Consider the following 23,987-nt stretch of genomic DNA (forward strand, 5'->3'; position numbering starts at 1 on the left):
GACATTCTGAACCGGCAGCGTGATCTGCCGGTCAGTTTTGTCATGTATAGGAGGAACAATCGATGAAACCGACAATGATGACCTACATTCAAGAAGAGCAGGCGGTAACGGAAGGCATTCTCGGCAGCTACCCGGGCAATGTGGATGCCTTCGCGGAGCTGGCGGCGGACAATAAGACGGAATGGCTTATTTTGGCGACCGGTTCAAGTATCAATGCCGCGCTAAGCGCCAAATATTATATCGAGAAAGTGGCGAATGTGCGTATTGACGTCAAAGAACCGTTCAATTTCACGCATTACGATAAAATCAGTCCGCACTGCGATCTGGTCATCGGCATTTCGCAAAGCGGCCAGAGCACTTCGACGATCGGCGCCCTGAACCGGATTCGCGAGCAAACAGGCCTCAAAACGGTCGCCTTCACGAGCGATGTGACGACGGCCATTTCCGAAGCGGCTGATGTGACGCTTGATATCGGCTGCGGCAAGGAAAGAGTCGGCTACGTGACCAAAGGGTTTATCGCTACAGTATTGACGTTGATGCTTGCCGGCCTTAAGACGGCAGTAGCGAAAAAAAAGCTGACAGAACAGGTGGAGCAGGCCCATCTCGATCAATTCCGCGCTGCGGTAGCCGCTATACCGCAAACGATCGCCAAAACAGAGGTGTTCTTCGAGCAGCACAAGGAAAATTTGGCGAGCGCGCCCAGATTTTCCGCTGTTGGTTACGGTCCTACCGTCGGAACGGTGAAGGAATTTGAAACAAAATTTTCAGAAACGGTTCGCATGCCGTCGCAGGGGATCGATCTGGAGGCCTTCATGCATGGACCGTATCTTGAGGTCAATCCGGAGCACCGTATTTTCTTCGTTGAAACAGAAAGTCCGGTCAAGGAGCGGATGGAGCTGCTGATTGCGTACGAGAGCCGGATTACGAACTATACCTATACCGTCACGTTAGGTAAAGCGGAGAATGACCGTACGATTGGTCTGGAGGTAAAGCTGGACGAGTTCATGGCTCCGTTCATTATGATTATTCCGTTCCAGATTTTGGCTCATCATATTGCGGGAGCAAGAGGAATCGATTTGACTCAGCGGATTTATACCGACTTCGGGGTAGCTATGAAGAGCAAGACACAGCCGGGAGACTACGCATAAGAGCGGGGGAGTCCAGCAGACTTTATGACATAAAAGGATAGTAGAGTAAGAGGATATCCCTCATCATTGGATGATGAGGGATATCTTTTTTATTTACTCCTGCGAAGCCGAAATGGCTGCCGTCGTAACATAGCTGTCTTTCAAAATATAGAGAAGCGGTTTCTCGGCTTGATTAGCGGCATCGTAAGCCGACACTAAGGCATATTGGCTGCCTTGCAGGTCTACATCCAGCTCCGTAACCCGATCGGCCTCGAGACTGGTCTCCTCCGCCAATTGCTGATTGTTGCCGTTTAGCACCCTGATCTTCATCGACGAGGGGGAGTACACAATCAGATGCAAATTATTGTATTTTTTGCCAAAGTTGAGTTTTAGGTTAGGCGATCCATCATACCAACCCAACCCCACGTTTTCCGCCGTAAAGGCGTAGGCTCCGTCATACTGATGATTTCCGAAAACAAGTTGTTTTTTGTCGATTACATCGTAAAACTTCTCGCTCCAATTATCCACTTTCACCTCTTTGGAATACAACGTGAGGTTGCTGCTCTCGCGCATTCCGACGGTTTGCGTGGATCCTTCCCATGTGATCGGAATGTTAAAGGCGTTGGCAATTGCCCGAAGAGGCAAATAGGTCGTTCCGTTATACGTGATCGGAAGCACTTCCTTGCCTTTGTCGTCGAGAGGGCGCCATGGTTTGCCGTCCAGACGGAAATTGATCCCTGAGTTGAGGTATGCTTTGATCTCGGTGAGATTGCTGGCGGCGAACGCTCCGGCCGAAAGCGAGAGCATGGCGGTGATGACGAGCAACAGAATAACGCTTGTCTTCTTCATCGATTATCTTCCTCCAAGGTTTATTGATCGAATCATCATGAAAGAACATAACAGGATAAGCGCTTCAAAAGCGTTTCAAAAACGGGCAACGGGCGAGGGAAGCGCTTTTGAAGCGCTCGCTGCTTTAGAGTAGTCGGAAAGGAGGGCTTCACTATGTTTGATAAGAAATCGCTTTATGCTGCTTTCTCTGCCGCCTTGCTGCTGGCTTGTCTCACTCCGCTTCAATCCGCTAAGGCGCTTGATCTTAAGTTAAATTCGGAATTAATAATAGAGGCCAACCCGAACATTATCATGAATCTATATTTGCCGAGTTCAAACGGCGTGGAGCGATGGGCGTTTGAAACAGGGGGGGCGATTAACTCGTCTTCGCCCGCAATCGGCGCAGACGGCACCGTTTACGTTGGATCTACAGACGGGAAGCTTTATGCAGTCGATAAAAAGGGGAAGAAGAAGTGGGAGTTCGCGACGGGAGCTGCCGTATACTCCTCGCCGGCAATTAGCGCAGACGGCACCGTGTATGTCGGCTCGGACGTCAAACTATATGCAATCACTCCTGACGGAACACTGAAGTGGGCGTTCGAAGCAGGAGGCGCCATATACTCCACTGCGGCTATCGGCGAAGACGGTACCGTCTATGTTGAATGTGAGGATGGGAAGCTCTATGCGCTCAAACCGGACGGTACGAAGAGATGGGAGTTTGTAACAGGAGGCGGAATGAGCGGCAAACCCGCCATCGATTCTAACGGCACCCTCTTCGTCGGTTCCCGCGATAAGAAACTTTATGCGATCAATCCGAACGGAACGAAGAAATGGGAATTTGCAACAATTAATGAAGTGAAGACGTCGCCGGCGATCGGAACAGACGGTACCGTCTATATCGCTTCTGGTGCAGAGAGATTGTATGCGATCAAACCGGATGGAATGAAGAAATGGGAATATCCCTTGGATAAAAAGCTATATGGAGGCAATTTCTATTCCTCGCCAACGATCGGTTCAGACGGCACTATCTATGTCGGATCGGGCGGCTCAGGCCTATGTGCAATCAAGCCCGACGGAACGAAGAAATGGAAATTCGATACGGATGGCATTATGATAGCCACGCCTGCTGTCGGCGCAGACGGCACCGTCTATATAGGATCGGCCGATATGAAGCTCTACGCGATTAAAACGGACGGAACGAAGAAATGGGAGTTCAGAACCAATGGCCAGATCATCGCCGTATCGGCGATCGGTCCTGACGGAGAGGTATATATTGGATCTGGCGATCACAAATTGTATGCTATCGGCATGATACACGTTAATGGAGTAAGCCTGAGTAAAGCCGCGCTCAAATTGGACGCCGGGCAAAGCGAGACGCTGCAGGCGACAATTGCTCCGGGCAATGCTTCATATCAAGAAATCACTTGGTCGAGCAGCGATGATCGCATTGTCAAAGTGGACGTTACAGGCAAAGTAACTGGTATTGGGTCAGGCACGGCTACGATTACGGCAACGTCAGAGGATGGAGGATACTACAAACAATGCGTCGTGACCGTATCCGCCGCAGCGAACGACAATCCTCCTGTTCCCGCAAACAATCCTCCTGCTCCTGCTCCTGCAAACAATCCCCCTGCTCCGCAATCGGATGCGGTGAGCCTCACGGACATTGCGGGGCACAAGTTGGGCCCGGAAATTACCAAAGCGGTGGCGCTCGGCATCGTATTCGGTTATTCGGACGGCACGTTTCGGCCCGACGGGAACGTTACCCGAGCCGAATTTGCCAGCATGATCGTCAGAGGGCTGCCCTCAGGGGAGGAAGGTGCTCCGCTCAACTTCAAAGATAAGGATAAAGTCGGAGCATGGGCGGTGAAGGCGGTCCGGCAGGCGGTGAAGCTCGGCATTATCAACGGGTATAAGGACGGTACGTTCCGGCCAGATACGAACATTACCCATGCGGAAATGATCGCGATGGTCATTCGCGCCTCTGGCTTCTCAACGGCCAACGATGTGCCACAGACCAGCTTCTCCGACGATGCGGACATTCCGAAATGGGCGAAGCCTGCCGTTTCGAAATCCGAGGAGACCGGCATCATCAACGCCGGGGATATCGGGAACGGCAAATTCGCGCCGCAAGCGATGTCCACCCGTGCGGAAGCCGCGTCAGCCATCGTCCGCATGCTGGAGGTTCGTAACTAGAAATGTCCGATATTACGATTGAGATCCTTTGACCCCCGTCAAAGGATCTTTTTTATCCGGCTTGTCGAAAGGGATTTTCGCACAATAAGAGAATACAATTGACAATGATCCGATTGACGATTGGAGGGGAATCTTTTGGCTGGCAGCAGTTTTCAGTTGTTGGGCAGTTTGAAATTTACCCTCGACGGCGAAGTGTTATCGGAAATCCCCGGCAAAAAAGCCGCACTGCTGGCTTACTTGATTCTCTCAATTGATGCGTTTTCCAGCAGAAGGCAAATCGCTTTTCATTTCTGGCCCGACTCCACCGAGAAGCAAGCATTGTCCAATTTGCGGAAGCTTCTTCACGATCTTCGGGAATCCGTTCCGACAATCGATCGCTATCTGAAGATTACGCCCGCATCCATCCGCCTGAATCCTGAACTGCCCTTCTATTCGGATGTGCGCGAATTCGAACAGGCGGCGCAAGGAACAACCGTTCTCGAGCTGCGCAGAGCGGAAGAGCTGTACAGAGGCGAGCTGCTTCCCGGGCTCGGCGAAGAGTGGATCGCGATAAAACGGGACCAGCTGGCGCAAACGTACTTGACCATGCTCGACAAGCTCGTATTCGTTCTGGAACGTCAGCGGGAGTATGCGTCGGCTCTGTTTTTCGCGCAAAAGCTCCTTGTGCAGGACCAGTTAAGGGAGGAAACGTACCGCACGGTAATGCGGCTGCACGCCTTGAACGAAGACATGGCCGGCGTCGCGCAAACCTTTCGGAAGCTGCACGGTGTTCTGCAAGCCGAACTCGGGATCGACCCTTCGGAGGAAACGCAGCGTCTATATGAAAGGTTGACAAAAAACGGGAGCGGGATTTCCACTGCCTTGCAAAGCAAAGTCCCTCTGATCGGCAGAATAGGCGAGTGGGAAAGCTTGCTGGGCGCTTGGAAACAAACCGCTGCCGGCGGAAACGCCCTTCTTCTGTTGAAGGGGGAGGCGGGGATCGGCAAAACCCGATTGGCCCTGGAGTTTAAGGCATGCTTGGAGAGCTTGGGGATTCAAACCGCTTTTGCCGGCTGCTATCCGTCGGTCAGGTCGCTATCCTATAGGCCGGTAGCCAACTGGCTCCGAAGCCTTCCGCCGCCGAAGCTCGGTTCGGTGTGGCTGTCCGAATTGTCGCGTCTGCTTCCCGAACTGCTGGAGCAATATCCGGACTTGTCGAAACCGTCTCCGATTCAAGAGAAATGGCAGTTGAACCAATGGTTCGAAGCGATCGAACGGATGCTGCTGGCCAGCGAGCCGCTGATGCTTGTCCTTGACGATATCCAGTGGAGCGACGAAGAGACGCTTCAGTTTCTGTCCTACCTGATTCGAGGCGATTCCAAAGCGAGACTGCTATTGGTGGCGACGATGAGAACGGACGAAGATGCAGGAGACGCCGTCGCACATGTTCTGGGCGAGCTTCGGTCCGAGCGGAAGCTGATCGATATCGAGCTGGCCCCGCTTAGCCGGGACGAAACGGCCCGCTTGGCGGTCGAAACGGTCGGCGATGCGCTGTCGAACAGCCATTCCGCGAATTTATACGCGGAAACCGGCGGCAATCCGCTATTTATTGTGGAAACGTTGCGGGAATGGCAAATGAGTGGGGACAGCGGCGAATTCCGATTGTCGCTAGTGGCGAAATCCGTTATCGAGAATCGGTTGAGCAGGCTATCGCCGGTCAATCGCATGCTTGTATCGATCATCGCGGCCGTCGGAAGGCCCGTCTCCACAGCGCAATTGACGATGATAACGGATGTGGAGGAGGACGCGATTCTAGCGCGCACGGAGCAGCTGGTGCTATTAAAGGTTTTGCAGGAGGTGGGGGGCGGGAATTACGGCTTCTCCCATGACATCGTCAAGGAAACCGCGTACAAGCTGAATAATGAGAGCAGGCGGCGCAGGTGTCACCGGCAGATCGCGGAAGGTCTGCTCGCTTATCATCGGGTGCAGATCGAACCGGTTGCCGGAGAAATCGCCTTTCACTACGAGCTTGCGGGGATGGATCGAGAGGCCATTATCTACTATGAATTGGCCGCGACGGCGGCGGAGAAGATCTATGCCAATGAGACGAGAATCAATTATTATCGGAAGCTCTTCAGCCTGCTGCCATCTAAACAGACTTTGCCCATTCTGATGAAGCTCGGCGACGCATTGATCGTGACGGGAGATTGGAATGAAGCGGAGAAGACTTACAAGCAATGGCTTGAGCGTTACGGATACTTGGTCACGATCAATGAGCGGTCCTATTGCGACGTCGCGCTCGGCAACTGCTTGCGACTGAAGGGCAAATATGAGGAAGCCGGATTCCATCTGGAACGGGCGTCCTACCACTTCAAGCTGACGGAGGACCATGACGGACTCGGATTCGCATACGGAACGCTCGGTATTTTACATTACTTTATGGCAAGCTACGACAAGTCGCTTCGATACTTCGTGGAAAGAATGGAATTGTCTCGTACCGGAAATCAAACGGAAACGCAAGACGATGTCCGGTTCCTCGGAATGATCGGCTTCCTGCATTATGACCAATGCGAGTACGACAAAGCGATTTATTGGTTTCAGAGACAAATCGGCCTCGCCACGGAAATCCAGGACGCATTTTTCGTCGGAGATGCATTGGGCGGATTGGCGTTGGTTTATTTCGAGACGGACGATATGGACTTGGCTTACGATCGTATCGTCGAGAAGCTGGAGATCAGCAAGTCGATCGGGGCGCAAATGGGCTTCGCGATGGGCGTGGGCATGTTGGGCAAATATTATTACTTGCTCGGCTCCCGCCTGCAAGCGGAACAATGCATCGCCTTCTGCCTTGAAGAAGCGGTGCGCATTCAGGATTGGCATATTGCCGCCGTCGTGCTTGGCATCGAAGGGTGCAATCTAATGGAGCAGCATCGGTATGAGGAAGCCGACCAATGGATCGAACGTTCGGCGAGGTTAACCAAGCAGCTTCGTATCCCTTTCTTCGAATGCGAGGCGCTCTATTTCACAAGCCTTCTAAGGGAGCGGCAGAATCAATTAGCAGGTTGCGCTGAGGTTGCCGAGGAGGCGCTGAACCTTGCCATTCGGCTAAAACGGCGGGACTTGCAGGTAAAGCTTCTTGTACAGTTGTTGCATCTGAAGACGCGCTTGGGACGGATCAGCCCTGACGAAGCGATGGACGAGTTGCAGCATATGATGGAACAATACTCCGGTGAGCAGGAACAGTCTGCCGTTCGCTTCGCGATGTGGCGGCTGAAGTCCGACTCGGACGTACTTCGGACTGCCGCGTTTTCCTTGAACGAAGCGCTGTACCGGAAGTCGGGCAAGCAGGAATATTTCGGCCGTTTGCGCGAGCTTGGCGGCTTCGACCAAGTTATCGCCGCACGCCCGATGCCGAAGCTTGCGGCAGAGGCCGTGCGGCAGAAGCGAATTTCCCCGAACCTATTGGTGGATATCGATCGTTTTTTATTGCTCGATTGATTCGGGGGATCCTGTAGGAACTGATCCTATTCCTGCCAGGTCACCGGTTTATCGAGAATGACGCCATCCGTCATCACCCATTGACGGAGACTGTCCGCTTGGACTTGAATGACGATGAAATACAAATCGCCGGTACCGTTATTGCGAAGGGTGCGTTCGCCTTCAGGTGAAACACGAATAGCCGTTCCTTCCTTTACATCAAAAATCTGACCATCGACCTGAAACTGACCTCGGCCGCCTATGAATAGGTACAGCTCCTCATTCTCGCGATGGGTGTGATAGAAAGGGATAGAGCCTCCCTCAGGCAGTTGGTTCAGTGAAACTTCCATGCCGGTCAGTCCAAGCCTATCCTTCAGAAAGTACTTCCCTGGGATAGGGTCCTTCGACATACTCACAAGGCTGCTAAAAGGACCTGCTTCCACAACGCTGAAATGTTTGCCATTCATCTGTAAACTTCCTTTCACTTTGAGTTATCCTTCGTTTACTCGTTTTGGTTGGGTTGGCCTTTAACAGTGGTAACCAAGTCGTGCAGGTTGCCGTTTATCAATGTGCCCCAGGCGTTCGAGCACACGCCGTAACATTCGAGAGAGGGAACGAGACCTTCGTGCGTAAAGTGCACTTCTGTATGGTCACCCTTCCTTGCGATTTCAAAAACAATGTCGGTATCTTTCCACTCGCTCTTGTCCTTGACGAAGCTAAAGTAGTTGTCCGCAATGTGCCAGACCACCTTATTGCCAGGAACAAGCTCTGTAATTTGGATCGTGCAGCGGTGCATGTCTTTGTAGTGATGGTTGAATTGCCCGAGTTCGTCTGTTCTGCCCTCGATTTCTTCCGACCACCATCCCCGGACATTGTTGATGGCAGCGAAAACTTCTTCCGGGCTTCGGTCTACCGTAAATGAAGTTCTGTAATTTTGATCCAAAAAAAGTATCTCCTCTCCTCTCGTTATTTGGTTTTTTATTAACCACACACAGAGTATAAAGTTCGTACTTTCATAATGCAAGTATAAACTTGCAAATTGCAATTGATAAACCTACGACTCTTGCAATTGCCCTGACTCCCGACGCCGACTACTCATGAATATCAAAGAAAATGCAATTACCGTGAGGATAATCCCAAGTACTTGAAATCCTTCGAAGTTGAACTTACCTCCCATCACGATACCTATTAACAAGGAAGATAGGATAGTTCCCAGATATCTTGATGTATTAAATAATCCGGATGCTACACCAATTATTTCTTTAGGAGAACTTTGGAACAAGGCCGCTTGCATTCCTACATTGTTTAACCCGTTGCTAATACCGAATGCAGCCAAGGCGAAACACACGCTGACAACCGGTGAAGTTTGATTTAATATTACGAGCCACACCGACCCAAGTGTCATCAGGATCGCGGACACCAACAATGCTGGCCGAGGTCCAGATTTATCGATCCATCGTCCTGCTATTGGAGAAGTAACAAGAGAGCACAAGCCCAAGCTTAGCATGAGAATTCCTGTTTGGAACTCGCTGACATGACGTACCATTTGCAAGTAGGAAGGTAGCCCGAAAAAGAGCGAGTAATAAAGTACGTTAACGAGCATGAATTCGACATTAACCCAAGTCATCGCAGGATATTTGGCGAATGTACGTAAAGGAATAAAGGGTGACGTCGCTTTTAACTCATGTCGTACGAATGCGCCCAGCGCAACGAGGCCTATCAGTCCGACAGTTACATTTCCTAATGAGATATGCTCAGATGATTTTGCCGACAGTAATCCAAGGAGCAGGGCAACCAGCCCTACTGTGAAGAGCAAGATCCCTGACACATCAATCAAACGAAACCATTTACGAGAGGACATCCCCAACGCAACCCATGTTGAAGGTTCGTCGTTAGGAATATTTCTCAAGGATAATAGAAAACTCACCACCACGAAGGGGATATTGACGAAAAAGATACCAGACCAGCCCCACCAGTGAATGATGATCCCGCCAATAAAGGGTCCAATCGCTGCCGCTCCGGATAGGAATATGGACAAAACAGACAGCGCAGTCGCTTGTTTCTCCGTAATATGAATCCGCACAATGGCCATTCCAACCGCAACCATCATGCTTGTTCCGATGGCTTGCACAATGCGGAACAGGATAAGATACCCGAAGTTTGGTGATAGCGGAGCTAATAAAGATGCAATAAAGGCTACAACAAGCCCGGTAAGAAATATCTTCCTACGACCGAATAAATCGCTGACCTTTCCCATGATAGGTTGAGCGATGCTACTTGCAATGTAGAAAGAAAAAATAATCCAGGAAACACTTCTAAAGTCAAGTTGAAACGCATTTTGCAACCTTGGAATAGCAACAGAAACCATCGAAGAATTTAATGGGTTCAATAGTATCCCAAGGCCGACGGAAATCATCAACCACCTGCTGCGAACATTCATTTTTGGTCCCCCCAAAGTGTATTAATGTCATCGTACTTGACTTCGTTTATTCATTCCAACGCATTTTGTGTTATGATTTCATTCACTTGAGGGAATGAGGGGGCGCGAAATGGAACTTCTTCAACTGCAATATTTTCTCGCGGTAGCTCGTTTGGAGCATGTGACGGAAGCTGCACGAAGTCTGCACGTTACTCAATCGTCATTAAGTAAAACGATTCAACGCTTGGAAGACGACCTAGGGGTCCCTCTGTTCGATCGAAAAGGAAGGAAGCTACGATTGAATGAGTTCGGAAGCAGATTTCTTCGCCGTGCTGAAAGGGCTTTGTTTGAATTGGAACAGGGGAAGCAGGAGATTAGCGATCTGTCCAGCCCGGAAAATGGCACACTCGAATTGGCGGTGACCACTGCAAGCACTTTGCCAAATATCCTTCGAGAGTTTCGGAAAAAGCGGCCCGATATCCATTTTCATGTGCAGATGCTAAGCATGAAGGAAATGGTTACGCTACTTCATAGAGGAGAAGTTGATTACTGCTTGTCCTCGCCACCGTTACAAGGGGACGATATTGAATGTCAAATCGTGTTCATTGACCCCATCCTTGTAGCCGTTCCAAAGGGGCATCGGCTGGCAGACCGAAGCAGCGTATCCTTGGCAGAACTAAGGGATGAATGGTTTGTCGGTGTAAAGAGAGGCTACGGTGCACGCGATCTAGTGGATTCTATTTGCAAATCGGCTGGATTTGCACCTAGATATGTGTACGAGGGGGATGAACCTGCAAGGCTAAGCTCTCTGGTTGAAGCAGAAATTGGCATAGCCTTCATACCAAGTACGGCAAAGTTTTCGCGGGAGCATATCAAATATCTCCAAGTAGAGAATCACGAATTGGTACGGGAGATAGCTTTATTATGGCACAAGGGTCGGTACATTTCGCAGGCTGCTCTGGAATTCCGTGAGGTCGTTGTGCAATATTTTGGATCGATAACTAAAAAGACAGGTTTAGATTAAGATCCAATGCTTCAGCAAATAAATGACACTTGCAATATACAAGCACAAACTTGTGAAATGCAAGCATTAACGGTATAACCAAATCAAAGCGAACTTCCACCGTTTGTCCAATTGTAGATTCGGCATCAACAATGCCGATCATCGATAACATTAATGATTGACAGACTCCAACGAGAGCAGTAATCTAATGGCTTTGGGAGCGATGAAAAAACGCTATGAGAGGGATCCAAAAAATGAACAATCGTCAAGGCTGGAAGGACGGGGTTGGCGCGCTGCAGTGGTTCGTCTTTCTGCTAGCTAACTCCGTCACGCTTCCCATTGTTGTCGGACAAATTTATCAATTGTCGCCGGATGAAGTGATCGGGCTTATGCAACGTATATTTCTGGTCGCCGGTGTCGCTTCCTTTCTGCAGGGATGTATTGGACACAAGTTTCCGATACCCGATGGACCGGCCGGCACTTGGCTGGGCGTATTTGCGATCATGGGCGTAGAGGTCGTTCATCAGAATGGCGATGTGTTTAGCACTCTTCGTGTGTTGGAGATGGGGATGCTAACCGCGGGAGTCATGCTTCTGGTATCGGTTATGATCGGGTTGACGAAGTGGATGCTAACTCTCTTCACGCCTCTCGTTACTGGTTCTTATTTGTTGCTGCTAGGCATGCAGCTTGGCGGCGTATTCTTACAAGGGATGCTCGGCGTAAGCGGAGATCATCCGCAACTCGACGTATTGACGACGACCATTTCTTTTGGCGTTTTTACGTTAATCTTAGTTTTATCGGTAAAGGGAAAAGGATGGATCAAAAGCTATGCGGTCATGATTGGGATTCTAGCGGGCTGCCTTGCCTATTATGGTCTCGGACAAGGAGCTAAGGTCGATGCAGAAGCAACGGTCGGACTACCGGAGATATTTGCTTGGGGCTTGCCGAAATGGGATACAGGTATCATGATCTCTTCGATCGTCATTGCTTTGATTCTTACTTCCAATACGATCGCGAGCATCGCCGCCATTAAACAAGTGGTACAGAAGCAGGAAGAATCGTCTGCGGAGGAGTCCAATCGGGTTATCAGCCGCAGCGGGGCGGTAGGGGGTTTCGTGCAAATTTTGTCGGCGGTATTTTCCTCCGTAGGTACAGTTCCGCTATCGAGCGCAGTCGGATTTGTTCGGATGACAGGTCAAACGAGAATTCGCCCGTTTCTCATTGCAAGTCTTCTGCTGGCGGGCATCGCTTTCGTCCCCGTGCTCATTCGCTTACTCATGCTGCTTCCAAGTCCAATCGCCTATTCGTCCATCATGGCATCTTTTGTCAGCCTGATCGGCGTTGGATTGCAGGGCATTACGAAAGAAAGCCTAGACTCGCGTAGAATCATGATTATCGGCATCACGATCCTTGTCGGCAGCGGCGCCATGTTCCTTCCGGCATCCGTATTTGAAGCCATGCCGTCAGTGGTCAAATACGTATTTGGCAACGGGCTTATTCTCGGGACTTTAGTTGCGATCCTTCTAGAACTGAGTTGGAAAGCGCAGAAAAAAGCAACCTAACAGTATGACAAAAACAACTTCAAACTGTGATTAAATCTTGGCGCGTGCCGATCTTCGATCTGTGCGCGCTATTTCCGTTTGGGCGTGCCCAGAGGCACCTTCTTCTAGCCGGCGAAAGTCCGATCGTAATTCGCCTAGACCATGTTGGGCATGATTAGCGCTTTGGCCTGCTGCTTGCCTGCCGTGAGGAGACTGTCGCTTAGCGTGGAATCATTAACAGAGCGTGCCAGCACAAGCGTCCCGACCAGGGTACTGAGCAGAGCGCTGCCTTTGGACTTATCGACTTCTGCCAGATCGGAGATGAAATCAATCATCCGTTCCAACTCGCGGGTGAAAACTTGGCGAACCTCTTCCGAGGATCGGGATATTTCCCCGGTAAGGGTGGGGAGAATGCAACCCATTTCCGTTTTGTCACGGTGATACTTGCTTAGGTAGTAATCGATGACCGCATAGATTTTGGGCCCTTGCTTCTCCTGGTCGGCGGCTTCCTGCAGAAGGGCAATTGTATCGCTGATGGCATACCGGCAGGCTTCTGCTACCAGTTGCTCTTTGTTGTTAAAGTGCGCATAGAACCCTCCGTGGGTTAGGCCGGCCCCTTTCATAATGAACGGGACGCTTATGTCGCGAATACCATTCTTACGAAAAGCTTGGGCAGCACTTTCAATGATCTTGCCTCGAACTTTTATTTTATGACCTTCAGGATAAGGCACTGTAATCACTCCATCGCTCATAAATCTATTTTAAATATTATAACCATCATAATAAATCTAGTCAAAAGAAAAGAGGGCTATTGACTGTCTTAAAATATGATGACTATAATATATTACGATCATCATATTTAAGGGAGAGGGAGAGTTAGGACAATGAAGATTAAAATGGGTTTGTATATTGGAATGGCGTTGGTGCTTATCGCGGGAGGTTCGCTTCTTGCTGTTAAAGGGAAGGATGCCGTCAGCCAGGCCGAGAGCAGAAAACAAGGCATCCTTGAGTCGGTGCAGAAGAACGAATACTATACGGACCTCTATGTACAAGAAGGCCAAATTGAAAAGCTCAAGATTAATCAAAGCGTTAAAGTTCATTTTCCGTATTTGAATCACCCTATCAAGGTCGATGGCGTTGTCGTTTCGATTGCAGCCGCCCCCCAGTTTGCGAGCTTGCGCATGACGCGCGAGAGAGGGCAAGCGGATTTAAGCATGTTTCTTGTCAGAATATCCGTAGACTCGAACACGGGTCTCCTACCGGGCATGACTGCCGAGGTGAATCTTGATGAAATCGCTGATTGAGGAGTGGAAGTACGTTGCGGGCAGCAAGTTTCTTATTACTATTTTTATCGCCCCGCTTATTGCGGCTTTGTTTTTTGGTTTGATGTTTTCGAAAAACCAAATCAGCGAAACGCCGGTTGTCGTGATTGACGAAGACCATAGTTCTTATTCGCGAGAGTTGATTGCGAAAATAAATGCATCCCAATATATGAAAGTCACGAAAGTATTCGCCAGCCGCATGGATCCCGAAACCTTGCTGGCAAACGAGGAAGCTGTAGCGGTTATCATGCTTCCGAACCAATTGGAGCTGCGCAAGCAGCAGGGAGTGTCTTCGAATATCGGGATCTTAATGGATAACACGATGCCCTCAGGGCTAACCGGTATCCGCACCGCAATTCAGGAGTTGATCACGACGGAAAATATGACTCTTTCCATGACTCGTCTCGCTCAGAAAGGGATGGATGCCGAAACATCGAAAGGGCTTTTATCTCCGTTATCCCTCCAACAGCGAATGCTGTTTAATCCGACGACAAGCTATGTCGGCTTTATGGTTCTTGGATTTGTGAATATTATCGTGCTCATGATGACAACGAGTGCTACGGGATCCATTGCGCCTCGTCTCCGAAAAGAAGGGAAGCTGTTCGTAAACGGAAAATCGCCCGTACAGCTTTGGGTTCGCAGCGTACCTTACGCCGTTTTGACTACATTCTCGTTACTCCTAAGCTATGGATTATTAAAGCAAGTGGGAAACATGCGATTTGAAGCGGAGCCTTATTTATTTATTATTCCGTTGCTGGTTTATTCTTTGGCCTTATCGCTTATGGGAATGGTGATCGGTTATTCTGCCAAAGATGTGTCTAAAGTAAGTTTACGGACTAGCTTTGTATTGTACCCGTCGTTTCTTGCTACGGGAATTCAGTTGACCCCGCTTGCGTTTCCGACATTTTTTCAAGTTGCCGCATGGGCGTTGCCGATGAACTGGCTTAACCGTTTAATACGCGGAATGGCGTTTCGGAATGGAGCGCTGACGGCTTACGGTCGGGAGATAGGGGCACTGCTAATCATTATTGGCATTGCGTCTTTGTTACTCGGATTGCTGGTGTTTCGGGAAGCGCGTAAAGCAAATTCCTCGAATCGGCTTTCGAGACCTATGGACAAACGGGTTATAATAGATGCACTTAGAAGATGAACTTAAGCTTTCAGGAGGCATCGAATGAATCCTTCGCAACATAACCATGTCCTCATCGTCGAGGATGATGATCATATAAGGCGTTTTCTGGCCATTAATTTGCGTACGAACGGATTTCAAGTTACCGAAGCCGCTTTAGGGGAAGCGGCTTTAAAGTGCATCGACGACAACCGTCCGGATGTCGTCGTGCTGGATATTATGCTCCCCGACATGGACGGATTCGAAATATGCAAGAAGCTGAGAGACGTCGATGCTAACATTGTCATCATAATTTTAACCGCGCGCGGTCAGGATGTGGAAAAAATCAGAGGGCTCGAGCTTGGTGCCGACGATTATATCGTTAAGCCCTTTAATCCGCTGGAGCTCGTAATGAGAATAAAGACCGTTTTACGACGCATGCACAATGCAACGAAGCTAGAGAATCCGGAGAAAACGAAAAGAAATGTACTCCTGTCCGGGACAATCCGTATCGATCTGGATTCTAATAAAGTGTTTAAAGAGGATTACTGCATTGAACTGACACCTAAAGAGTATCAAATGATCAAAGTATTTCTGGAAAACCAAGATAAAGCGTTATCGAGAAACGATCTCTTGAATCTCGTATGGGGCGAGGATTTCGTCGGCGATACGAAAACGGTGGACGTGCACGTTCGCAAATTAAGGGAAAAGATCGAAGACGATAGCTCTAAACCTCGACTGATCGAAACCGTGTGGGGGCTGGGGTATCGTTGGAGGAAGGACGGCTGAGGATTGGGAATCCAGAAAAGATTAGTAGGAAGTTATCTCGCGGTCATCGCGATTACGGTTACGATATTGGAGATCTTTCTCATTTTCTCGGTGAAGTCCTATTACTATCGCAACGTCGAACGAGTATTGACAAGCCAAGCGGAGTTATCCGCGTCCTTTTTCCATCAATATTTCGATGCGGAAGACTTAGAGAAGCAACCCGAACGGTTATTAGAAGGTTTTGCTCATCATTCCGCCGCCCAAGTTCAGATTATTAGCTTAACCGGTCAACTTCTTCAAGATTCTTCGGGTATGCAGGTCGGTCATGTTATGGCGGACTATCCGGACGTGCAAGAAGCTCGCAATGGAGATGTCGGAATATGGAGGGGGCGTGAGCCTTCCACCGATGAGTCCGTTTTAGCTGTATCTTATCCTTTGCTAAGTATGGATAGTAACGTGGGCATAGTCAGGTACGTGACATCTCTGACGGAAACGAAGGAAACCGTCGATCATATTTCGGAGCTCTTGATTACGGTCGGTCTTATCGTCGTTGCGATCGTAACCGTTGTTGGCGTCCTTCTATCGAGAACCATTACGAGTTCGGTATCGGATCTTAAAATCGCGGCTCGGAAAATGTCGGAGGGAGACTTCTCCGCGAGAGCCAAAAAACGATATCAGGATGAGCTTGGAACGTTGGCGGATACATTGAACGCAATGGCGACCAAAATCCAACGAGACGAAGCGCTTAAAAACGAATTTATTTCATCCGTGTCGCATGAACTTCGAACTCCGTTAACCTCGATCAAAGGATGGGCCGTAACGTTACATTCGAACCATGGGGAAGATCGATCGATGCTCGAAGACGGATTGCGGATCATCGAGACGGAAACGGATAGGTTAACCCGATTGGTCGATGAATTGCTCGATTTCTCGAAATGGGATAACGGACTAATGGAGTTATACCGGGTTCCGATTGATTTGCCGGATTTTCTTCGGAAAATAGGCAAACAATTGGCGCCTAGAGCTGCCAGGCTAAATATATCGTTAGAAGTACACGTCGGGAATGCGTTGCCCTCCATACAAGCCGACGCAAACCGATTGAAACAGGTACTGATTAACCTAATAGACAATGCGCTTAAGTTTACGAGCGATAATGGAACCGTAACAATCCTTGCCCGATCGGTTGAAGATGGGGTCATGATTATCGTCGAAGATACGGGGTCGGGAATCGCCGCGCATGACATCGATCATGTTTTTCAAAAGTTTTACAAGGGTAACGGGAGCGGACACGGGAGCGGCTTGGGGTTATCCATTTCGGAGCAAATCATTGAGCTTCATGGCGGGTCTTTAACGATAGAAAGCCGCATAGGAGTAGGGACGAAAGCGATGATCCATTTACCTGTGTGCACCAAATCGTGATTTTAACTTTTTCATAACCCTTTAGGATTGTTTTAGCGATAAAATAGATCATTGAGTCGAAAAAGATGAGGAGCAGATAATGAGAACGATAAGCAAGCTCGCAAGGGCTGGATTACTTGTATCTGCATTATTGTATCTGAACGGGTGTAGAATGCCTGCCACTCCGGACGATTTAATCAATCCGCCTGAAATAAGTTTGTCCATTAATAAATGGGATGACATTCAGAATGTGCTGCCGGTAGGAGCGCAAATAGTCCCTCAAACGATCGGACAAGGAAACGGTATAACATTCGGAGATCTAGATGGCGACGGCATAGATGAAGCATTGATTGTTTATAAAGAGAATCCCCTCCATGGCCAAATGCTTAAGGCTGCTGTACTCAAGCAGAAGAGCGCTCAGTGGCAAATCGTTTGGGATGCCAAGGGCTTCGGCTACGGTCTAGATTATTCGGAAATCGCCGATGTCAACCGGGATGGTATGCAGGAGGTTGTTCTAGGTTGGTCATTAGGCAAGGCAGGGACGGGAATGGATGTCTACGTTTGGCGTAATGGTACTTTAGTGCTGGAATCAAAGTGAAAACAAAAACAATATCAACAATTTGCAGATTGATTTTAGAGGGAACCGCATGACTTTTATTCGAAAAATAAATAAGCTGGATAAATTAACGCTTTTTTTCTGCGCATGTCTGATCACCATTGGCACCGTTGCGATTTACGAAGCAACATCCGGAACGAAGTTAGATGGTTTATACAAAAACAATCTGATGTTATTCGGTTGGTTTTGCGTACCGATGTTGCTATTGGCGTTTTTCGATTATCGCTTTCTGGTTGGCAAATTATCGTATCTTTTGTATGGAATCGGGATCATTTCGCTCGTGCTCGTTAAATTAAAGGGAGAGAGTCTTAACGGCTCGTCTCGCTGGATGAGCATAGGTTCTTTTCAATTTCAACCGTCCGAATTGGCGAAGTTGTTCACGATCTTGTTAGTTGCCCATTTGCTGCAAAAGCGAGCGGGGGAGAAGCTGCGCTTGTTCAAAGATGTTTTACCCATTACGGTTATCGTTCTCGTTCCGTTTTTTCTAATCCTAAAGCAGCCTGATTTAGGGACTGCGCTAGTGTTTGTCGGTATTTTGCTCGGGATGTTGTGGATGGGAAATATTCGCGCTCTATATATGTTGTTGCTCGTGGGAGTAGTCGGCGTACTGGTTGGTTTAATCCTTTGGTTGTATCAAGCGAATTATGAACTGCTAACCCGATTCGTACATCCCCATCAATTAGCGAGAATACAGACCTTTCTGGATCCGACCAGCGATCCCGATAAATCATGGCACGTCCTTAACGCGATTAACGCGGTAGGTGCGGGCGGATTGAGCGGAGGCTCGGGCTACTTCTCGGAGCATGGTTTTATTCCGTACGTCTACTCCGATTCCATCTACGTGATCATTGGCGAAAGGTATGGATTCATGGGTTCCGCGGTTCTACTAATGCTCTATTTTCTTATGATTTACCGAATGATTATAACGATCATAGAGAGTAAGAGGCATGCTGGCCGTTACGTTGTCGTAGGAGTGATTAGCATGCTCGTGTTTCAAATTTTCGTGAATATCGGAATGCATATCGGCTTGCTTCCGTTGACGGGAATTTCTTTGCCATTCATCAGCTATGGGGGCAGCTCGCTTCTCATCAATATGGTTGCGATCGGGCTGGTTTTAAGCGTAAAAATTCATAATGATGTTGAAGATAAAACGGTAATCCCGCTAGAGCCCCGCATAATAAACATTCGCACATCCCAATAGGGAATGCGTTTTTTTATTTTGAGTGGTCTAGGCTCGGCGATTGTTTCGTGGATGTCTGTTTTTTACAATTCATAAAGAATGCAATAGGCTAATCTATAAGTAAGAAAGTAAGTCAATTACTCATTAAGGAGAAATGAAAAGATGAAACCTAGAATTACTGTACTCACGCTGGGAGTAGACGATTTGGAAAGATCATTGACTTTCTATCGAGACGGACTGGGTTTGCCGACGCAAGGCATAATAGGTCGAGAATTCGAACATGGCGCGGTCGCTTTTTTCGACTTGCAAGCAGGTATAAAGCTCGCCATCTGGAGTCGCCAAGATCTTGCTCACGAGACCAAGGTTCCGTTGGGCTCGCCAAGCTCTACCGAAATGACGATCGGACACAATGTAGCTAGTAAAGAAGAAGTGGACGAGGTCATGGAACAAGCTCGCAAAGCGGGGGCTATTATTACTGATCCTGCACACGTTGCCTTCTGGGGGGGATATTCCGGCCATTTCTTAGATCCGGACGGTCATCTGTGGGAAGTGGCTTGGAATCCGGCATGGGAGATAACGGAATAGGATCGATTTCGCGAAAACCTTCCCTTTGGGGAGGTTTTTTTGTTTTTTAAAAATAATTTATTCCTATGACGAGAACCGCGAGGGCTTAATGCTATGCGGTTTTTGTCGATTTATTTCGATTTCTTTTATTATTCTTTTATTTCCCTTGAGTAGACTTAGCGTTGTATGAACGTAAAAAAATGCGGATGGGACCCTACAGGGAGATAACTTGGGAAACAGACGTGGGAAGAGGAGCAAACAAATGCGAAACCTTAGAACAAAAGCAATGCGAATGATGTTAGCCTTCATTATTGTAGTCGGTTCTATACCGGGGGGAATGCTCGGATACGGTAAAGCTTTCGCGGCAACTGAATTTTTGGGTGATGGGACTGCCGGCAGCCCCTTTCTTATCAGTACGGGATCTCAACTGAATAAGATCAGGGGTAACTATATCGAGGGGGGCTTCTATTTCAAGCTTACGACCAATATCGATTTGACCGGCTTCGCCGGCGGAACAGGCTGGGTACCGATCGGGACTTGGGATCATCCTTTTAAAGGCCATTTGGATGGCGACGGATACAAAATATCGGGTCTAAAAATAACGGGCGGTTCAATCGATAATAGCGGGCTTTTTGGTTATGTTGGAATGAACGGTTACATCACTAACGTAAAGCTGGAAAACGTAAAGATTAGCGCGGGTAATTGGGCGGGCGGTCTAGTCGCTGTTAACGATGGCGGAACGATAGAAAATAGTTCTGCGTCAGGGAGCGTAGCAGGAACAAGAGGCGTAGGCGTCTTAATTGGGAGCAATATAGGTACCGTTCGCAACAGTTATGCGGCGGGAAGCGTTAGCGGTACAGAAAGCGTAGGGGGCTTGGCTGGCATTAATGGGAAGGAAATTCTCGACAGCTTTGCATCGGTACAAGTGAACGGGTCTCTGAATGTAGGCGGGTTGGTAGGGTGGCAATCGCAAAACAGAGCGGTCATTAGCAATAGCTATGCTAGCGGCAGCGTGAGCGGATCGGAGAAAGTAGGCGGGTTGGTAGGGTGGAATTATCAAGGGGCTATTGCTAGCGGTAACCACGCCTCGGGAACGGTAAGCGGGATCGGTACGATGAAATATGTCGGCGGTTTGGCCGGTTTCAATGAATACGGAACGATTAGCGACAGCTATGCCTCGGGGAATGTGAGCGGCAAGATCGAAGTAGGCGGCTTGGTCGGTTACGACTACGGAGGAATCATCAGCAATAGCTACTCATCCGGGAATATTAGCGGAAGCAGTAATAGCACCAATGCAGGTGGATTGGTTGGCAGAACGGATTACGGAACCATTAGCAAGAGTTACTCCTCCAGCCGCGTAACCGGAAGCACCGATTTCGATTATGCAGGCGGTTTGATTGGAGACTTATTGGCGGGAAAGGTCAGCAACAGTTACGCCACTGGAGATGTGTCAGGAAAAAGCGCTGGCGGACTGGCGGGAAGCAGCGACAACGGAGAAATACATAGCAGTTACGCAAAAGGAAATGTAAGCGGGACAGAAGTCGTAGGCGGCTTGGTGGGCAGGAATGTTCTTGGACCGATCAACGATAGCTATGCATGGGGGAATGTAAACGGTACACAAAGTATCGGGGGCTTAGTCGGCTGGAACGTAAATGGGGCCGTTCGCAACAGTTACGCTATCGGGAAGGTAAGCGGAACAAAAGATATAGGCGGCTTGATCGGTTTCGCTTATTCGGATACATCGGTCAATAGTTATTATGATGAAGTTACAACCGGGCTATCTACATCTAAGGGGGGATTTGGCAAGACAACTTCGGAAATGCAGCAACAAAACACGTATGAAGCAGATCAAGCCAATCGTTGGGATTTTACGAATACATGGGCGATAGCTCCCGATCGGAATGGGGGATATCCTTATTTGCGGGAAATCCAAGTTTATTTGGATTATGACGGCAATGGGCACGATGGGGGCACTGTTCCGCCAAGTGTATCTTATATGCCTGGATCGAAAGTCAGCATAGAAGCCGGAACAAATTTATCGAAGGCAGGTTACGCGATCCATGGCTGGAACTCGAAAGCGGACGGAAGCGGCAACCCGTATCGGACGGGGGATTCCTTCACGATTACGTCAACGACCGCACTATTTGCCAATTGGATCTCTCCGACTTCGATTGCCACGTTAACCTCTGGTATCGGTACCGTTAGCGCAGGAGGTACGCCAAGCGAAACGATAACCGATATTCCGAGAAGTACGACTATAGCGGCGCTAAAGGCTGCAATTACTACAGCACCGGGTGCGACTTTTGAAATATACGAAGCGGATGGCACGACCGTGGCAGCTTCATTAACGACGGGAAATCAAATCATTGTAACTGCCGCTAATGGAACTGCGCGGACAACATATACCGTTACAGTAACAAAGGCCTCAAGCGATGCTACGTTGATTTCAACGGTAGGAACCGTAAGCGCAGGCGGCACAGCCGTCGAAACGATCAAGGATATTCCAATTGGAACGTTACTATCTTCGTTAATCAAAGCGATTACTCCGGCTCACGGCGCCATGTTCGACGTTTATGAGTCGGACGAAGCTACTTTAGCGACGGAGTTGAATAGAAACAAGAAGGTTGTCGTCGTCGCGGAAGATGGCACAACGAAAGTCGTATATACTTTGAAGTTCTCGGCAAATACTTCAGCTACGATGACTTCGACAATAGGTACGGTAAGTAAAGGCGGTACGGTGAACGAAACATTTATCGTTCCTTACGAAACTAGCTTATCCGCTTTGAAAGCGGCCATTATACCGGCGGACGGTGCGACGTTCGAAGTCTACGATGCGGATGGCATTACGGTTGCGACCGCTGTAGCAGTAGGGAATAAGGTGATCGTCACCGCTGAGGATGGAATAAATAAAGTAACGTATTCCATTGCGATAGCTCCGAACACGGATACTACGATCACTTCCTCGATCGGGGTCGTGAGTACAGGAGGAACCGGACTCGATACGATAGACCATATCCCGTATGGAACGACAGTGGCTGCTTTGAAGGCTGCGATTACTCCTGCAATAGGCGCAACGTTTCAAATTTACAATAGCAATGAAACTACGTTAGCCACCACTTTGGCAACTGGCCGCAAAGTAATCGTCACCGCGCAGGATGGAATGACAAGACGCGTTTATAGATTGTCCGTCGAATTAAACTCGGATGCTACGTTGACGTCTACGCTAGGAACTGTGAGTACAGGGGGTACGGCGAACGAAACCATTCTAGTTCCGTATGGAACTACGCTAACTGCGTTGAATAGCGCGATTAGACAGGCGGCAGGCGCGACGTATGTCATTTACAATGCTGATGGAACAACCGTAGCTACCGCACTGGCTACGGGGACCAAAGTGATTGTTACCGCGAATGACACGATAACGAAAGTCACTTATACCGTCACGATCGCGGCGAATATCGCGAAAGCGATAACTTCATTCAAATTTGCCGAGCAGACCGCTAACGCGACTATCAATACAAGCGCTCGCACGGTAAAAATAACAGTGGCTAACGGAACGAATCCGAACGGATTGGTGGCAACCTTCACGTTATCTCCGGGCGCTACGGCAACGGTAGGCGCAGTCGTTCAACAAAGCGGATCGACAGCTAACGACTTCTCAAACGTTGTAACTTATGTGGTTAAAGCCGAGGATAACAGCACGCAGACTTGGACCGTCACCGTTACGGTAGCGGCAAGCAGCGCGAAAGAGATCACCTCATTTAGCTTCGCGGAACAAACAACAGCGGCAACCATTAGCGCGAGCGCTCGCACTGTCGCGGTTGAAGTGCGGCACGGTACGAGTTTGAACGGACTTGTAGCGACGTTTATGTTATCCGGGGGAGCATCGGCGAAGGTGGGTTCGGTGACTCAGTTGAGCGGCACGACCGCCAACAACTTCACGGGTACGGTCACTTATACCGTAACCGCAGCGGATAATAGCACGCAGACTTGGAAGGTTACCGTGACCGTTGCGGCGGCGAGTGCTACCGCGACGCTGACGTCCACGATCGGAACCGTAAGTGTGGGAGGTACGGCGAATGAGACGATTGCGAACGTTCCATTCGGAACAACATTGGTCCAATTGAAGGCCGCCATTACTCCAGCGGCGGGTGCGACGTATGAAGTGTACATGGGAGATGGAATCACTGTAGCGACGGATCTATTTTCGGGCTACGTGGTGATCGTCACCGCCCAAGACGGAACGACGAAGGTGATCTACACGATCACGGTACAAGCAGCTCCGCCAAGCGGAGCCGCTACGCTGACGTCCACGATCGGAATCGTAAGCGTAGGTGGCACAGCGAATGAGACGATCACGAACATCCCATACGGAACAACGCTAGGTCAGTTGAAGGCTGCTATTACGCAGGCGGCGGGTGCGACGTACGAAGTGTACACGGCTGATGGAATCACTGTCGCGAC

Annotated in this window: 18 protein-coding genes; 13 read left to right on the plus strand and 5 right to left on the minus strand. The window is 49.2% G+C overall.

The window, feature by feature from the left end; all coding sequences use genetic code 11:
* The first annotated feature begins 62 nt into the window (after nt 1-62).
* Nucleotides 63-1,148, plus strand: coding sequence for an SIS domain-containing protein (locus tag L3D05_RS21405; protein WP_239618387.1), 1,086 nt, complete (start codon nt 63-65; stop codon nt 1,146-1,148).
* Between the two features lie 93 nt (nt 1,149-1,241).
* Here L3D05_RS21405 and L3D05_RS21410 read toward each other — a convergent pair whose 3' ends face one another.
* A complete protein-coding gene (locus L3D05_RS21410) occupies nt 1,242-1,976 on the minus strand; it encodes a stalk domain-containing protein (protein WP_239618388.1) in 735 nt (244 codons plus the stop codon).
* Nucleotides 1,977-2,129: 153 nt separating this feature from the next.
* Here L3D05_RS21410 and L3D05_RS21415 point away from each other — a divergent pair, with 153 nt between their 5' ends.
* Together L3D05_RS21415 and L3D05_RS21420 are read left to right on the plus strand one after the other, a co-directional pair.
* Nucleotides 2,130-4,151, plus strand: coding sequence for an S-layer homology domain-containing protein (locus tag L3D05_RS21415; protein ID WP_239618389.1), 2,022 nt, complete (start codon nt 2,130-2,132; stop codon nt 4,149-4,151).
* Nucleotides 4,152-4,286: 135 nt separating this feature from the next.
* Complete coding sequence (locus L3D05_RS21420) at nt 4,287-7,628, plus strand: ATP-binding protein (protein WP_239618390.1); 3,342 nt, start codon at nt 4,287-4,289, stop codon at nt 7,626-7,628.
* 26 nt (nt 7,629-7,654) lie between these two features.
* Here L3D05_RS21420 and L3D05_RS21425 read toward each other — a convergent pair whose 3' ends face one another.
* The 3 genes from L3D05_RS21425 to L3D05_RS21435 form a co-directional block, all read right to left on the minus strand.
* Nucleotides 7,655-8,074 (minus strand): cupin domain-containing protein, encoded by a 420-nt coding sequence (locus tag L3D05_RS21425; protein WP_239618392.1) that lies wholly within the window; start codon nt 8,072-8,074, stop codon nt 7,655-7,657.
* 35 nt (nt 8,075-8,109) lie between these two features.
* Nucleotides 8,110-8,550 carry an SRPBCC family protein gene (locus L3D05_RS21430; protein ID WP_239618393.1) on the minus strand — a complete coding sequence of 147 codons (441 nt, stop codon included), beginning with the start codon at nt 8,548-8,550 and terminating at the stop codon, nt 8,110-8,112.
* A gap of 111 nt (nt 8,551-8,661) precedes the next feature.
* Nucleotides 8,662-10,047, minus strand: coding sequence for an MFS transporter (locus L3D05_RS21435; protein ID WP_239618395.1), 1,386 nt, complete (start codon nt 10,045-10,047; stop codon nt 8,662-8,664).
* Nucleotides 10,048-10,156: 109 nt separating this feature from the next.
* On the opposite strand from L3D05_RS21435, the gene L3D05_RS21440 reads away from it, so the two are divergent.
* Nucleotides 10,157-11,050, plus strand: coding sequence for a LysR family transcriptional regulator (locus L3D05_RS21440; RefSeq protein WP_239618396.1), 894 nt, complete (start codon nt 10,157-10,159; stop codon nt 11,048-11,050).
* Nucleotides 11,051-11,283: 233 nt separating this feature from the next.
* Nucleotides 11,284-12,591 carry a purine/pyrimidine permease gene (locus L3D05_RS21445; RefSeq protein ID WP_239618397.1) on the plus strand — a complete coding sequence of 436 codons (1,308 nt, stop codon included), beginning with the start codon at nt 11,284-11,286 and terminating at the stop codon, nt 12,589-12,591.
* A 134-nt stretch (nt 12,592-12,725) separates the two neighbouring features.
* On the opposite strand, the gene L3D05_RS21450 is transcribed toward L3D05_RS21445, so the two are convergent.
* Nucleotides 12,726-13,301, minus strand: a complete 576-nt coding sequence (locus L3D05_RS21450; protein ID WP_239618398.1) for a TetR/AcrR family transcriptional regulator — start codon at nt 13,299-13,301, stop codon at nt 12,726-12,728.
* Nucleotides 13,302-13,454: 153 nt separating this feature from the next.
* Here L3D05_RS21450 and L3D05_RS21455 point away from each other — a divergent pair, with 153 nt between their 5' ends.
* From L3D05_RS21455 to L3D05_RS21490, 8 genes are all read left to right on the plus strand, one after another.
* Nucleotides 13,455-13,874 (plus strand): HlyD family secretion protein, encoded by a 420-nt coding sequence (locus L3D05_RS21455; protein WP_239618400.1) that lies wholly within the window; start codon nt 13,455-13,457, stop codon nt 13,872-13,874.
* Nucleotides 13,858-15,042, plus strand: a complete 1,185-nt coding sequence (locus L3D05_RS21460; protein ID WP_239618401.1) for an ABC transporter permease — start codon at nt 13,858-13,860, stop codon at nt 15,040-15,042. Before L3D05_RS21455 ends, L3D05_RS21460 begins: the two co-directional genes overlap by 17 nt.
* 24 nt (nt 15,043-15,066) lie before the next feature.
* Nucleotides 15,067-15,789: a response regulator transcription factor gene (locus L3D05_RS21465; RefSeq protein ID WP_239618402.1), complete on the plus strand. Its 723-nt coding sequence runs from the start codon at nt 15,067-15,069 to the stop codon at nt 15,787-15,789.
* A gap of 3 nt (nt 15,790-15,792) precedes the next feature.
* Nucleotides 15,793-17,187 (plus strand): sensor histidine kinase, encoded by a 1,395-nt coding sequence (locus L3D05_RS21470; RefSeq protein ID WP_239618404.1) that lies wholly within the window; start codon nt 15,793-15,795, stop codon nt 17,185-17,187.
* A 79-nt stretch (nt 17,188-17,266) separates the two neighbouring features.
* Nucleotides 17,267-17,764 carry a hypothetical protein gene (locus tag L3D05_RS21475; protein WP_239618406.1) on the plus strand — a complete coding sequence of 166 codons (498 nt, stop codon included), beginning with the start codon at nt 17,267-17,269 and terminating at the stop codon, nt 17,762-17,764.
* 49 nt (nt 17,765-17,813) lie between these two features.
* Nucleotides 17,814-18,983, plus strand: coding sequence for an FtsW/RodA/SpoVE family cell cycle protein (locus L3D05_RS21480; protein WP_239618408.1), 1,170 nt, complete (start codon nt 17,814-17,816; stop codon nt 18,981-18,983).
* A 141-nt stretch (nt 18,984-19,124) separates the two neighbouring features.
* Nucleotides 19,125-19,547 carry a VOC family protein gene (locus tag L3D05_RS21485; protein WP_239618409.1) on the plus strand — a complete coding sequence of 141 codons (423 nt, stop codon included), beginning with the start codon at nt 19,125-19,127 and terminating at the stop codon, nt 19,545-19,547.
* 241 nt (nt 19,548-19,788) lie between these two features.
* A partial coding sequence (locus L3D05_RS21490; RefSeq protein WP_239618411.1) for a beta strand repeat-containing protein occupies nt 19,789-23,987 on the plus strand: 4,199 nt, incomplete at its 3' end.

Origin of the sequence: Cohnella mopanensis, assembly GCF_022352055.1 — a bacterium.
In the GTDB taxonomy this organism is placed as follows: domain Bacteria; phylum Bacillota; class Bacilli; order Paenibacillales; family Paenibacillaceae; genus Cohnella; species Cohnella mopanensis.

What these genes read in the sequence shown, in the direction of transcription:
- L3D05_RS21475 (WP_239618406.1), top strand. Translation starts at nt 17,267, where the DNA reads ATGAGAACGATAAGCAAGCTCGCAAGGGCTGGATTACTTGTATCTGCA.
- L3D05_RS21465 (WP_239618402.1), top strand. Translation starts at nt 15,067, where the DNA reads ATGAATCCTTCGCAACATAACCATGTCCTCATCGTCGAGGATGATGAT.
- L3D05_RS21460 (WP_239618401.1), top strand. Translation starts at nt 13,858, where the DNA reads ATGAAATCGCTGATTGAGGAGTGGAAGTACGTTGCGGGCAGCAAGTTT.
- L3D05_RS21405 (WP_239618387.1), top strand. Translation starts at nt 63, where the DNA reads ATGAAACCGACAATGATGACCTACATTCAAGAAGAGCAGGCGGTAACG.
- L3D05_RS21485 (WP_239618409.1), top strand. Translation starts at nt 19,125, where the DNA reads ATGAAACCTAGAATTACTGTACTCACGCTGGGAGTAGACGATTTGGAA.
- L3D05_RS21435 (WP_239618395.1), bottom strand. Translation starts at nt 10,047, where the DNA reads ATGAATGTTCGCAGCAGGTGGTTGATGATTTCCGTCGGCCTTGGGATA.
- L3D05_RS21410 (WP_239618388.1), bottom strand. Translation starts at nt 1,976, where the DNA reads ATGAAGAAGACAAGCGTTATTCTGTTGCTCGTCATCACCGCCATGCTC.
- L3D05_RS21445 (WP_239618397.1), top strand. Translation starts at nt 11,284, where the DNA reads ATGAACAATCGTCAAGGCTGGAAGGACGGGGTTGGCGCGCTGCAGTGG.
- L3D05_RS21455 (WP_239618400.1), top strand. Translation starts at nt 13,455, where the DNA reads ATGAAGATTAAAATGGGTTTGTATATTGGAATGGCGTTGGTGCTTATC.
- L3D05_RS21425 (WP_239618392.1), bottom strand. Translation starts at nt 8,074, where the DNA reads ATGAATGGCAAACATTTCAGCGTTGTGGAAGCAGGTCCTTTTAGCAGC.
- L3D05_RS21415 (WP_239618389.1), top strand. Translation starts at nt 2,130, where the DNA reads ATGTTTGATAAGAAATCGCTTTATGCTGCTTTCTCTGCCGCCTTGCTG.
- L3D05_RS21480 (WP_239618408.1), top strand. Translation starts at nt 17,814, where the DNA reads ATGACTTTTATTCGAAAAATAAATAAGCTGGATAAATTAACGCTTTTT.
- L3D05_RS21440 (WP_239618396.1), top strand. Translation starts at nt 10,157, where the DNA reads ATGGAACTTCTTCAACTGCAATATTTTCTCGCGGTAGCTCGTTTGGAG.